The organism is Thermosynechococcus sp. HN-54 (assembly GCF_023650955.1).
Taxonomy (GTDB): Bacteria; Cyanobacteriota; Cyanobacteriia; order Thermosynechococcales; family Thermosynechococcaceae; genus Thermosynechococcus.
The window spans coordinates 710,753-724,520 of the sequence record NZ_CP098039.1 but is presented as its reverse complement, the minus strand read 5'-3'; the positions used below and the strand labels follow the sequence as shown (position 1 = coordinate 724,520).

The following is a 13,768-nucleotide window of genomic DNA, read 5'->3' as shown; positions in this document are numbered from 1 at the left end:
CGAGTAATCGCCGTTTTGACTGTTTTGGGTGTGTTCAATCCCTATGGAAAGGGTGGCTACTACCTAATCCGAGGGTCAGCCCATTTCAGGAGTAAATCCGCAAGGAGGTTGCCGACAATCAGCATTATTGCCCCCATCATGAGACTGGCCATGACGACATAGAGATCTTGGGCAGTTACCGCCTGTAAAATGAGCCGACCGAGACCCGGCCAGTTAAAGAAAAATTCGGCAATAAAAGCACCGCTGAGGAGGCTAGCAAATTCAAAGCCCAACAGGGTAATTAAGGGGTTCACGGCATTGCGCAGGGCATGGACATAGATCACCCGCGATTCCGGGAGTCCCTTGGCTCGTGCTGTTTGAATATAGTTTTGCCGCAGCACATCCAGCAAATTCCCGCGCATCAGTCGCTGTAAGCCGGCAAAGCTGGTGAGGGTAAGTGCCACGGTCGGTAAAATCAGGTGCCAGCCAATGTCGAGGACTTTGCCCCACCACGGTAGGTCATCGTAAAACACACTGGTCATGCCCCCCACAGGAAACAAAGGGGTACTTTGAGCGAGAAACAGGAGCAGCAGCGCTGTAATAAAACTGGGAAACCCTTGGCCAATGTAGCTAATGACCCGCAGCAGGCGATCGCTCCAACGATCTTGGGTCACCGCTGCCCAAATCCCTAAGGGAATAGCTAGCCCCCATGTCAGGAGAATGGAACTAAAAGAGAGGAGGAGAGTGGCCGGTACGCGCTCCCACAATAGGGAGGCCACCGATCGCTGATAGACAAAACTGGTGCCAAAGTTGCCGTAGCGGATAATCTGCCACAGCCAGCGAAAGTATTGCTCAATGGGCGACTTATCTAGGCCAAATTGCCGCTCCAACTCCTGCAAGCGTTCCAAAGAAATCTGCGGATCCGCCTTGAGGTTATCCAGATAGTTCCCCGGTGCCAACTGCATGATGGCAAAACTCAAGGCAGAGGCTAACAGTAGCGTGATGATGGCTTCTCCCAAGCGTTTGAGAACAAGGCGGCTCGTGTCATTCCCCCAACGTTGGCCAATGGATTTGAGCATCGGTTATTTGGAAGCCAGCACGGCATCAATAGCAGCCTTGAGTTCTGCTTCACTCAGTTGGGTAATGACAAACACCTCCTGCACCGTTTTGCCACGCCGCGCAATTAGCTTAAACCCGCCCTTGATTGGTACCGACACCCGTAGATGCAAATGGGGAGACTTACCTTTGACAGGAGCAATGACACCGGGCGTGAGTGTACTAATCCCCGCCACTTTGGCCAATTTTTCCAAGACGGGAATCAAGCCTTCAATATGGGTAGAGTGATTCAGGACAACCCGACCAGTTGCTGCTGCCATTGTTAAGGTAACCACCGTGCTTGCAAGCCGGGTGCCAAGGGTTCTGGCATCCCAACAACAATTTTATCTTGATTTAATTTTAGGGGGAAGAGCCAAATTTGATGCTGTTGAGGGGGCAGTTGACGCGGTGGCGGGGGTGATGCTTGGGGGGCAGTGGGCAGTTCTGCCAGATCACTGGGACTGGGGTTGACGGGGGCAGTCTCGCTATACAGATCGCTATTGTCCACCGCATCGGGCATTTCCCGTCCCTCAACATAGTCAATGGCCAATGTACGGCCATCGGGTGCCAAGCTGAGGTAGAGTTCCTGCTGGGGGTCAAAATCCTTGAGCTTGAACAATTCCTTGGTTTTCAGATCAAAGAGGGCAAGATAGGGAACTTCGCGGTAACTGCCCTCCCCTGCAATGCGGGTGAGGATGGCATAGAGAAATTCCCCCTTGGGATCAAATTGACCAGCAATGATTGAGCCATTGATGGTTAGCAATTCCCTATGCTCGCCAAAGATGTCCACCACATAGAGCGATCGCGAGAAGTTGGGGTTAAATTTCACCACCGCTACTTGACGGCCGTCACGGCTAAAGTCCAGCACCATGCCATACTGGGGCAAAAAGTCAAAGTCACTCTCACCATTGCCCGGTTCAAGGGGCACAATGGCCAGTCCCTGCCCTTGGGCAATAATTAGGTGCTGGTTGTCGGGGGCAATGCGAAAATCGCCAGCGGCCGCTTGGTTGAGGCGGCGGGGCTGAAAATTTTCATCAAGGAGCCATAGGGAACTGTCCGCAGGCTGGAGACGATTCACCCGTTGAACAACTATCTTGCTACCATCATTGGCCAACTGAAAGCGCAGGTTTTGGTACTCGCTGTTGTCAAGGATCAGGGAAATTTCGCCCGCAGGGCGCGGTTGACGACGCGGCGTATCGGGGGCATTGAAGTATAGCCCTGTTGTGACGGTGTACAGTTGGGGGTCAAAGCCCATTTGCTGGCCCCGCTCGCCGGCACTAAAGAGAATGCGATCGCCCGCGGGATAGGGCTGAAAGTCAAACACCCGCAGATTGGGAGGACTCAAGAAGGTCTTTTGTTGCAGCGTCAGGTTATAGAGGATGAGGCGTCCCTCTTCGACCCCGGAGCCAAGATAGACTAGCACGCGATCGCGACTGCGAAACTGCCCCTGAAACGGTTTGAGGGGCTTACCTTGGGGCACCGAAACGGCATCCTCAAGGGACACCTTGAAGGTTTGACCGTAGGGAATCGGCTGCGTCAGCGTGTAGGCAAAACGGCGCCCCGACCAACTGGCCTTGCCCTCAAGAGCTGGCTCAATCTTAAGATGCTCTGCCACCGACGACCAATCCATTAGCCGATTAAAGGAGAGGATAAAGGCGCGATCGTCGGCTCCCACGTCGCGGTTTTGCCAAGTAAAGTCCCGTACTTCAGCTTGGGTGCGATCGCCCCCCCACAAGAGGAGGAGCGTGAAAAGCAGTGCCACAAAAAACACACTCAGAGCAGCGCGATCCAGAGGCTGAGGAAAGGAGTGAGAACGCATCAGCAGGAACGTTTACATAGTCGCAGCAACAGGAGTACCATACCAAATCGCCTCAATTTGCTGGATCACTGTCCGTGCTGCCTCCGGCTGTGCCAAGAGTACGGTGACATGACCCAACTTGCGACCCGCGTAGGCTTGACTCTTACCATACCAGTGGAGGTTCGCATGGGGGAGGGCGGCTAGCGCTTCACGTTTTGCTGCATAATCAACCTCAGGCTCTGGCAAGCCCAGAAGATTCACCATGACGGCTGCGGGTACCTGCATAGCGGGACTGCCTAGGGGCTGGCCACTGATCGCGCGGAGGTGCTGCTGAAACTGACTGGTGACACAGGCATCAATGGTATAGTGGCCAGAATTATGGGTGCGGGGGGCAATTTCATTCACCAGTACCTCACCTGTGGCCGTGAGGAAAAACTCAATGCCAAAAATACCCACAGCATCAAGCGCCGTTAGGATTTGGCGGGCAATCTGCTGAATTTGCCCACTCACTTGGGAGTCAAGGGGGGCAGGGGCAATGACCCAGCGACAAATGGCAGCCACCTGCTGCGTTTCCACCACGGGATAAAGGGCAATCTCCCCTTGGGGCGATCGCGCTGCCATGATGGCCAGTTCTTTGACATAGGGCACAAAGGCTTCCACCAAAAACCCTTGGGGCGGGATCTCTGGCCAGCGTTGCTGAAACTGCTGCCATGCCTGCTCATCTTGAATGACAAACGTCCCTTGACCGTCGTAGCCATGGCGACAGGCCTTAATCACACAGGGAATGCTTGGGGGGCGATCGCGCAAATAGCTAAAGGTAGGTACAGGAATCCCCAGTTCCTCTAAAAAGAGCCGCTGCTGGTACTTGTTCAAGAGGGGCGCTAAGGAAGCAAGGCGAGGATAAAAACAAACGCCCTGATTCTCAAGGTGCTGCAATCCCTCGAGATCCACAAACTCATTCTCAAAGGTAATTACATCAACGTGCTGAGCAAGTTGCGCCGTGGTCGCCCCATCAGCGATCGCCCCATAGCAGACCCCCTCAGCAACCGCGACGGCTGGATCCGTTGCCGCAGGTGTTTGTACCCACAGCGAGAGTCCCATCTCCTTGGCGGCCAGCGCCAACATCCAAGCCAATTGACCGCCACCAATCACCCCAATCTTGGTTCCTTTGTTCACGCTTCCTGCAATAGACTCAACGGAAACTATTGTCCTACCTCAATGCCTCCTAGAGGTTCAGCTGCACAAACCAAACGCTGGGATCGTCACCCCCAGCAAACTCAAAGTTCAAGTTGCGGCAAATGCGGATCATCCCCTCGTTGTCTTTGAGGACATAGGCGTGAATCGCACTCAGACCCTCATCGCGGCCAATTTGAATCAAACGGTGCAGCAATTCAGTACCCAAGCCTTGCCGCTGCCAGCGATCGCTAATCAACAGTGAAAACTCGGCCGTGTTACTAAAGTGATCCTTGCTGAGACGGGCCGCACCAATAATTTCAGTTCCCGCAGGGCTTTGATGCTCCACCACCAGCGCCATCTCGCGATCGTAATCCACAAAGCAAATTCGCACTAATCGTTCGTGGGCAATCCGCTGTGAGAGTTTCATGAGATGGAAATAGCGCAGATAGACACTTTGCTCAGAGAGGGTGGCGTGGTACTGCCGCATCAGGGGTTCGTCCTCTGGCTGAATGGGGCGAATCAGCACCGGGGTGCCATCGCGCAACTGCCACGGACGGATGTATTGGGTGGGATAGGGACGAATCGCAGGCTTGACAAAAGTGCTTTCCTCTTTGTGGAGCACCATGCGGGCATCCAAGGCCACGAGGCGATCGGGGGGTGCCACCAAGAGGGGATTGATGTCAATTTCTTTGATCCACGGTTGCTCCACCACCAGCAGACTAAAGCGCACCAGCAGATCCTCAAGCAGGGCAAGGTTAACGGCTGGCCAGCCCCGCACACCTGCGAAGGCACGGGAAATTTTTGTGTGCTGAATCAGGCGGTGTGCCAAGGTGGTGTTCAGGGGGGGAAGAGCGATCGCCGTATCTTCAAGGACTTCCACCAACTGTCCGCCGGTGCCAAAGAGAATCACCGGTCCAAACTGAGCGTCGGTGGAACTGCCCAAAATCAGCTCAAACCCCTTCCACGGGATCATCGGTTGCACTGTCACCCCAGCAAAATGCCCTGCCCCAGCGGCAGTGGTGACATTTTTCTCAATCTGTTGGTAAGCCGTCCTCACCGCAGCAGCATTGGAAAGATTGAGAGCCACACCCCCCACATCCGTTTTGTGGGTAATGGTTGGGGAGTAGAGTTTGAGAACCACGGGGTACCCTAGGTGATTGGCAGCGGTCACCGCCTCTGCTTCACTGCGGGCAATACAGGTTTCCACCACAGGAATTCCGTAGGCAGCAAGGACACTCTTGGCTTCCCATTCCGTTAAGAGGGTACGTCCTTCACGGCGAACTTGCTCAAAAAGGCGAGCAACGGTGTCGCGATCGGGCGGGGTGGTGGTCAAGGGGAGGGAGGGGGTTTCGTAGAGGGCTTGCAGGTGATCGCTATAGCGCCACATATAGCTAAAGATGCGGGCTGCCGTATCAGCATAGGCATAGGTGGGAATGCCCGCCTGATTGAGAATCGCTTCCCCACCTTTGACACTCGTGCCCCCCATCCAACTCGCCAGAATCGGTTTGGCACCACTGGGACGGTTTTTGGCGTAGGTGGCGAGATCTTGGGCGATCGCCAGCGGATCCGTCATTGCTTGGGGGGTGAGTACCACCAGTAGACCATCGCTATTAGCATCGGTTTCACAGTGTTGCAGCGCCTTGAGGTAGCGATCTGGGGTGGCGTCCCCCAAAATATCCACGGGATTGCCATGGCTCCAAGCGGGAGGGAGCACTTGATTCAGTGCCTCTAGTGTGTCCGCAGAGAGGGGACTTAGTTTGCCCCCCGCCCGAATCAGGGCATCGGTAGCCAAGACCCCTGGGCCACCGGCATTGGTGAGAATCGTGAGATGGGGGCCTTTGGGGCGCGATTGCTTGTCCAAGACTTCGGCCATGTCAAATAAATCTTCAATGGTTTCCACCCGCAGGACACCACAGCGTGCGAGTGCTGCATCGAAAACGGCATCTGACCCCATCAATGCCCCCGTGTGGGAAGCAGCGGCTTGGGCGGCGGCGGCGGTTCGACCCGCTTTGATGACAATGATGGGCTTGACATAGGCCACTTCCCGCGCGGCTGAGAGGAAGGAGCGCGCATCCCCTAGGGACTCCATGTAAATGACAATGCAGCGGGTTTGGGGATCATCACCAAGGTAGTAAATGAGATCGCCCCAGCCCACATCCAGCATCGTGCCAATGGAGACAAAGGCACTAAAGCCGACATTTTCCTGCAAACTCCAATCCAAAATTGAGGTGCACAGGGCACCACTTTGACTGATAAAGCCGACATGACCCGATCGCGCCATTGTCGCGGCAAAGGTGGCATTCAACCCCGTGGGCGGACACATGACACCCAGACAGTTGGGACCAATAATGCGCATCCGCGCTTGACGGGCAATGGTTAAAATCTCTTCTTCAAGGGCTAGTCCGGCTGCCCCCACTTCCCGAAACCCGGCTGAAACAATGATTGCTCCTTTCACACCCGCTGCTGCACACTCAGCAATGACCTTAGGAACAGTTGCCGCTGGGGTGGCAATCACGGCTAAATCTATGGGTTCCGGTACAGCCGTGACACTGCTATAGGCTTTAATGCCCAAAACAGAACTGCGGCGAGGGTTGACGGGAAAGACGGTGCCGCCGAAAGGGGTTTGAATCAAATTCCATAGCAGGGTGCGGCCAACACTGCCCTCTTTTTCAGTGGCACCAATGACAGCAACGCTTTGGGGGGCAAAGAGGGGGCGCAGGGGCTGATGACCGGCTCGCCAAATGTCGTAGGCAGTGGTTCGGGTCATGGGATTGCTCCCTTTACAGCAGTTGGGGAACTAAGCCACCTCTACTCTAGCGAGCGCGATCGCGCCTAGTTACGCTTCGTTACGCTGAATGCAGTTCCCAGTCACAGCCATTCTCGCCGCTGCGCCAGAGCCGCAGGTGAAAGCGAGTGTCTCCGACCCGCAGGTTACGGATGTGGAGTTCCTCAATACTGGCGGGCAACAGGGGCTGATACACTGAGAACTTACCTTGGGGCGCATCCACGAGCGGCCAAACCATGATCTGAATAAACTGAAACAGACTCCCCGTCGCCCATGCTTGGGGGGAACAGGCCACTGGATATTGCACCGGTTGGGGATAGGTCTGGCGATCGAACCCACAGAACAGTTCTGGCGGGCGCAAATCTGGCTGCCGACAGGCCATATCAAAAAGGGTGTCCACTAAGGTTAACGCAAAGTGGCTGTCGCCAATGGCACGCAGCCCCAAAGCAATCAGGCCCGTATCGTGGGGCCACACAGAACCCAAGTGGTAGCCGATGGGATTGTAGGCAGGGGAGGTGCTGCTGAGGGTACGAATGCCCCAACCATTAAACAAGTCCGGCAGCCGCAGGCGTTGCCCTACTCGCTGGGCTTTCTCGGGGTCGCAAATACCCGTCATCAAGCACTGACCTGCATTGGAGGTGAGGCTATCAACGGCACGACCCTCACCATCGAGGGCAAGGGCATAAAATCCCTCCGGTTCAAGCCAAAAGTCGCGGTTAAAGCGAGCCTTGAGATCCGTTGCTTGCTGCCGCCAGCGATCGCCCCACTCTCCATAGCCAAATTCTTGGGCAATTGCACTCAGGCGTATTTTCGCTGCATAGACATAACCTTGCACCTCACAGAGGGCAATGGGGCCGTGAGCCAGTTCACCACGGCGGTTGACAATACAGTTGCCAGAGTCCTTCCAGCCTTGGTTATCAATTCCCTTTGCTGCTTTGCGATCGTAGGTGAGGTAGCCCGTGGCAGCCATTTGCTGATCAATCCAATTCATTGCCGCAAGGGCATGGGGCCATAACTGCTCTAAGGTGGTGCGATCGCCTGTCCATGCATAGTAATCAGCATAGAGCATTAGCCACAGGGGGGTGGCATCAACCGTACCGTAGTAGGGCGTGTGGGGAATTTCGCGGTTGCGCGCCATCTCGCCAAAACGCAGTTCATGGAGAATTTTCCCCGGTTGCTCATCGCGCTCAGGACAGACCTGCTTCCCTTGATAGTGGGCAAGGGTGCGCAGCGTATCACGGGCGATCGCTGGATTCAAGATCAGCGTTTGCATTGCTGAGATGATGGAGTCACGGCCAAAGAGCGTGGCAAACCAAGGAATTCCAGCGGTCAAGACCTTGCCATGGCCAAAGGACTGCAAAAGCATGTAGAGATCCGCCATCCCCCGCCGTAGGATGCGATTCCACTGCGGATTTGAAGTGATAATTTCCGTACAGTCTGACCACCACCGTTGTCGTTCCTGTTGGGCCGCTTGATCAGCAGCCGCAAGGGAGGAGGGTACCGGTACGTGAGCCGTGGGTGCTCCATTGGTAAAGGGACGGACGCAATAGTGAATGCTGTGGTAGCCTTGCGGTTCTAGCTTGAGGTGCCATGTAGCGGTGGTGTCATCAAGACGATCCGGAGGGGTGCCCAAGAACTGCACTTGGGTCTCCATCAAGGCACCATCAAGGCCTTGGTAAGCAAAGCAGAGATCAGCGCGTCCCTTGGTGTGGCGCAATTCACAACTGACGGGTTGCAAAGTCTGTCCCCGTTGCGGCCGCCCCCCCCCATACTGACGAATTTCAAATAAATCTTGAAAGTCTGCCGCAAAGGTAAGCTGAATATCCACCACTGCGGGCTGTACTTGGTGGTTGGTAATTAGAATCGTTTCAAAAAGGGCACCGCGCACCACAAGGAATCGCTCGATCGCCAGTGCCTCCGCGGGTAGAGTAGCTTGCTTGGGATTGGTGCACACCACCTTGAGGGCATGGCTACCCGTACAATGAAAACTCAGCAGCACCGGGCGATCGCCACCCACTCGCAACTCCGCTTGACTGAGGAAGCGGGTATCGTGACAAAAGAGGCCTGTAATGGCTGTTTGCTGCTCGTCATTGCAGATGTTGCCCAACTCATCACAGATGAGCAGCACGTCGTCGTCCTTGAGAACGGGAACTGTTTTGGGGTGGGTTTGAATCTTAGTGGCGGGCGGGGGTGGGGCGACAATCGGAATGTAATCGCGCCCGTACAGGGAAACAACGTCACTCTCCATGGATGCGGCAGCGGTCTCTCTTTAGAAAGAACAATTTTGGCTCATTCGCTAGATCTTCCTTCACTGCTCGGGCGATCGCAATAAGTAAATATGCGGAAAGTAAAGTTAGGACGTGGCTAACAGGTCCGCTACGGCTTTGCGAATCACCGCAGCATCCGCCGGGTTTTGACGAGGATTGCCCGCGCGGTGTCCCCAAATTGAATCAATCACCTGAAAGCGGGCATGGGGAATCAGAGCCGCCGCCGCCTGACAATCTTCTGGGGTAAAGTAAAGGTCGGTACTACTAGCCATCACGAGGGTTTTGGCTGTAATTTGCCCAAGGGCAGCTGCGTAATCGCCATCGGGAGGGAGAGAACTGACATCACAGTGCAACCACGTGTCAATCATGGCCAACAAGTCATGGGGATCACGACGGCAATAATTGGCTTCCCAACCCTGTTGGATATAGTCAGCCAGAGAGCTGTAGCCTAAGCTGCGGTAAATGCCTTGACGATAGAAGGCCTGAGAGGCTGCCCAACTGGCATAGATATAGCTAAAGGCACGATACCCGCGATCGGGAACACCCTGAAACTGCTGACCCTCCCAAGCGGGATCTGCTGTCAAGGCTGCCCGCAAACTCTCCAAAAAGAGGCGATTGTGATCCGTGGTGCGGGCGGTGCCACAAAGGGCAGCAATCCGTTGGACGCGATCGCCAAAATGCACACCCCAATAATAGGCCTGTTGTGCCCCCATCGACCAGCCATAAATGAGGGCTAACCGCTCAATACCAAAAACCTCTTCCAGCAGTTGGGCTTGGGCACGGATATTGTCCCAATGAGTAAACCAAAAGCCCGCTTCCCGCAGGCCACAGTGGGGGTTATTACTGGGGGAGGTAGAGAGGCCATTCCCCAGCATATTGATGATAATGACAAACCACTCTTGGGGATTGAGGATCCCGTCGGGATGGATCAGCCAATCTATATCAGGGTGCTGGGCGCCATAGGAGGTGGGATAGAGAATGGCATTGTTGCCCCGATACTCTCCATAGGTGGCATAGACAAGCTTCAAAGTTGGCAACGTCACGCCACAGGCAAGGGGAAAGTTGGGGGTTTGCCACGTCCCCCAGCTCATGCGGAGCGAAACTGCGCCACAATTTGGCGGTGCACCTGAAAGTAGCCCGAAACGCAGTGGGTCAAATGGGGTTTCAGGAAGGCATGTGCCTTGGCAAGGGCATGGAAAGGAATGGAAGGATAGAGGTGATGCTCCGTGTGGTAGGGCATATTCCACATCAGCAGACGAATCGGCCAGAGCGTCAGCGTCGTGCGCGTGTTGGTTAAGCCATTGTTATCGTGACTGCAATGGGTGTGCTCGGCCAGCAAAATGAACCGCAGTACGGGCTGACCCACTGCAAGGGGCAGCACCCAGCCCAAGAGAAACCAAGGATAGCCCAATGTCATTGAGAGGGCGATCGCCCCCATGTAAACCATTACTTGCACTCGTGCCGAGCGGATCACTTCGGGACGGGCTTCTGGCGTAATGTAAGGATAGCGCTCCAAGCGACCAAGGAGCAGATTCCAGAAGGTTTGCAGTTTACCCCACCACCAAGGCAAGCCACTCAGTTCCCACAAATACTCCCGCCAATTGGTCGGCTTGGGGTCATCGAGTTCTGGGTCTTTGCCGGGAATTTGCGTGTAGCGATGGTGCCATTTGTGATAGCGGCGGTAAAAATCACTGTTGTAGAAGCACAGTAGCCCCGCCAACCACGCCACCGCATCATTCAGGCGCTGAGTCGCAAAAGCCGTGCGGTGGGAACACTCATGGAGCGTCGCAAACATCGTTGCCAAACTGGTGCCATAGAGGAATAGAGCCGGAATAGCCAACCACCAGCGCGCTCCCAGTTGTGTCAGCCATACGGCACCACTCAAACAGATGATGCCTAAATGCAGGGCTAGTTGGCGTAGGCCAGCCCAATCGCTGCGTTGATTGAGGTCTTGCAACTCGGCCACCGAGAGCAGGCTAGAGGAACTCGTTGATGGGGTCATAGGGGCTTGTCTAAATCCTGTGGGCAGTGGATTAGGAAAAGCTGATCCTTTGTCAGGACGAATATCAGGACATGGAGCTAACAAGCTAGCCTAGCTTATTTGATGGAGGATCGTTGTATCTTTGAATACCGCCTTGGCCTAACCTATTGCAAGCACCCATATTACTCAAGCTTGGATTTTTAGAAGGGCTGTCCTAGCCTTTGCGCCGTTGCAGATACGTCGCCACCCCAGTGTAAATCAGGCTGTGCAGAATTAGCATTCCCCAATTCAAGAGGAGATTGCCCCAAGTGGGCGCATAGACGGGGGTGGGGTCAAAGGGTTGGGGAGGGGGTTCAAAGAGGCCAAAATCTAAAGGCGGTGGCACCATGCCATTGACATCAATCAAGGCACCATAGGCACCCATCGTCCAACGGCCAATCGTCAGCCAAGAGAGAGCGGTTGCAACGCCCGTGAGCTTAAAGAGGACGCCAGCGAAAATAATTTGGGGTAGGAGCAATGGCGGTAAAATCTTGCTGGCTTGATCGCTGTTATTCACGGCAGCGGAGATCAAAAGTCCCAAACAGAGACTGGCCACTAGCGTCAAGAAGGTGGTGATGCCAAAGCCCACTGGCCAAGGGAGGAGCGCACCTCTAGGCAGACCAAAGGCCAATAGTCCGACAAGGGTGATGAGGAGGGTTTGTACCAAGGCCATGCCCTTGCCAAGGGTGAGTTTGGCTGCCATGTAGGCCCAGAGACTGAGATTAGCAAGGCGTTCGCGGCGATAGATGGCCACCTCTGTGATCAAGGCCTGTGCCCAGCCAGAGAGTCCTACCCAAAGACACGCACAGGTAAAGACAAAGAGAATGCGCAGCGTTTGCGCCGCTTGCAGCAGGCCGGGGGGATCTTGGGGCAGGAAAGGCGAGCGATCGATGGCAAAGCGGGTGAGCAGCAGCGCTATGGGGACGCTAATGAGATTTAAGACAAGGCTCAGGCGATCGCGCCACAGGAGTTGCCACTGGCGTTGACACAATACCCGCCATTGATAGAGGTGAGGCGGTGCCGGCTGTTGGGGAGGGGGTTCGGCACTGGGACGACTCTCACCCCCCAGAACACTGGTGCGCTCATAGTGCTGCCCCATGCTGAGGTAGCTGGCAAGGTAGTGTTGATAGTCAGCGGATTGGCGAAATTTTTGACTCCACTGGGCACTGTTTTCGGGGGTTAAGAGGGCATAGATTTCAGCCACGGACTGCAGGGGGCGATCGCTCGAAGGGCTAAAGAATGCAAGCGCGCGATCGCTAGGACCAAAATAGCAAAGGCGCCCCCCGGCTCCCATCACCAACAGGCGATCGCACAGGTTCACATGACTTGTGGCATGGGTAACCAAGACAATCGTGCGCTCCTGATCCGCCAATTCTCGCAGCAACTGCATCAGCAAAAAGTCCAAGCCCGGATCCAGACCAGAAGTGGGTTCATCAAGGAAAAAGAGCTTGGGATTGGCCAATAGCTCGACAGCAATACTCACTCGCTTGCGCTGACCACCACTGAGATTGGCCACCAGTTGCTGTTCTGTTCCCGTTAACTGCACCTGTTCGAGCACTCGCTGAATCGCTGCTTTGCGGGTTTGGGCATCGGTATCCGCGGGTAAGCGCAGTTGCGCCGCATAGTTCAGAACTTCCTCTACGGTTAGGCGAGAATGCAAAATATCCTCCTGGGGGACATAGCCAATCTGGTGGCGGTAGGCAGCGATATTGCGATGCAGATTGAGACCATTGAGCAAGACCTGTCCTTTCTGAACAGGGGCAAGTCCCATTAACACCTTGAGCAGTGTGGATTTACCAGTCCCACTGCCCCCGACAATCCCCACCAGTTGCTTTGGCTCCGCCACAAAGCAGACATCCGCTAAGAGGGGGCGATCGCCTGCGGGGGTTTTCACCCATCGTTCCAATCCCCAAGCATCAATGCGAACATGGCTGCCCTGATCCGTGATCTCTAGGGTCTCCTGACGGTAAAGAAGCACAAAAGGCCCAATGCGAATGAGATCGCCGTTGCGCAACGTGTGGGGAGCTGTGAGCAGTTTGTCGTTGACATAGGTGCCGTTGCTGCTGCCGAGATCCCGTAGCACATAGAGACCCCCACTCGTGCGATCAATGCTGGCGTGGTGCAGAGACACCGTGGGGGCATCCAGCTGCCAATGCTGATAACTGTTGCTGGCTTGACGCCCTAAAGTCAGCGGCCATTCCTTCAGGGTTTTCAGGACAAGGCGGCGTTGCTGCGGTAAGGGAGGGGGACTGCCAGTTCCCGAAAACTCTATCTGCACGAGTAGCTGCACTTTGTTGGCCGGATCTTGGCCAATCTCTAGGCGCCGCGTTTCCCCTAGGGCAAAGCCTTCCTCAAGGCCGATGCGCTGCCGATTGTAGAACGTGCCGTTGGTACTGCGGCGTTGATTGCCATCGCCATCGAAAAGGTAGTAGGTTGCCCCCTGTTGCTTAAAAACGGCATGGCGGCTAGAAATCACTAACCACGGTGGCTCATCGGGTACCACGAAATCTGCCCACTGTTGATCCCGCCCCAAGCGATGCTCTGGTTGGCTCAGCCGGTAGGTCAAGGTTTGCCCCCGACTTTCGAGGGTGAGGGTGACGGTGGGTAGATCAACAACTGTTTGGGGTGCGGGCGATCGCATAGGCCGT

Annotated in this window: 9 protein-coding genes; all 9 read right to left on the bottom strand. The window is 55.3% G+C overall.

Annotated features, from left to right (window positions below):
- Positions 1 to 59: 59 nt before the first annotated feature.
- The 9 genes from NBE99_RS03465 to NBE99_RS03425 all read right to left on the bottom strand — a co-directional run bounded on the left by NBE99_RS03465 (position 60) and on the right by NBE99_RS03425 (position 13,761).
- A complete protein-coding gene (locus tag NBE99_RS03465) occupies positions 60 to 1,058 on the bottom strand; it encodes an ABC transporter permease (RefSeq protein ID WP_250683109.1) in 999 nt (332 codons plus the stop codon).
- Between the two features lie 3 nt (positions 1,059 to 1,061).
- Complete coding sequence (locus tag NBE99_RS03460) at positions 1,062 to 1,355, bottom strand: DUF2103 domain-containing protein (RefSeq protein WP_315897307.1); 294 nt, start codon at positions 1,353 to 1,355, stop codon at positions 1,062 to 1,064.
- A gap of 2 nt (positions 1,356 to 1,357) precedes the next feature.
- A complete protein-coding gene (locus NBE99_RS03455; protein ID WP_250683107.1) occupies positions 1,358 to 2,893 on the bottom strand; it encodes a hypothetical protein in 1,536 nt (511 codons plus the stop codon).
- Positions 2,894 to 2,905: 12 nt separating this feature from the next.
- Complete coding sequence (locus NBE99_RS03450) at positions 2,906 to 4,048, bottom strand: 5-(carboxyamino)imidazole ribonucleotide synthase (protein WP_250683106.1); 1,143 nt, start codon at positions 4,046 to 4,048, stop codon at positions 2,906 to 2,908.
- 49 nt (positions 4,049 to 4,097) lie between these two features.
- A complete protein-coding gene (locus tag NBE99_RS03445) occupies positions 4,098 to 6,815 on the bottom strand; it encodes a bifunctional acetate--CoA ligase family protein/GNAT family N-acetyltransferase (protein ID WP_250683105.1) in 2,718 nt (905 codons plus the stop codon).
- A 79-nt stretch (positions 6,816 to 6,894) separates the two neighbouring features.
- Positions 6,895 to 9,081, bottom strand: a complete 2,187-nt coding sequence (locus tag NBE99_RS03440) for an amylo-alpha-1,6-glucosidase (protein ID WP_250683104.1) — start codon at positions 9,079 to 9,081, stop codon at positions 6,895 to 6,897.
- Between the two features lie 105 nt (positions 9,082 to 9,186).
- Entirely contained in the window at positions 9,187 to 10,191 is a 1,005-nt protein-coding gene (locus NBE99_RS03435; RefSeq protein WP_250683103.1) for an alpha/beta fold hydrolase, read from the bottom strand.
- Positions 10,188 to 11,102, bottom strand: a complete 915-nt coding sequence (locus NBE99_RS03430; RefSeq protein ID WP_250683102.1) for a fatty acid desaturase family protein — start codon at positions 11,100 to 11,102, stop codon at positions 10,188 to 10,190. Before NBE99_RS03430 ends, NBE99_RS03435 begins: the two co-directional genes overlap by 4 nt.
- A 193-nt stretch (positions 11,103 to 11,295) precedes the next feature.
- Entirely contained in the window at positions 11,296 to 13,761 is a 2,466-nt protein-coding gene (locus NBE99_RS03425) for an ATP-binding cassette domain-containing protein (RefSeq protein WP_250683101.1), read from the bottom strand.
- Between the last annotated feature and the right edge of the window lie 7 nt (positions 13,762 to 13,768).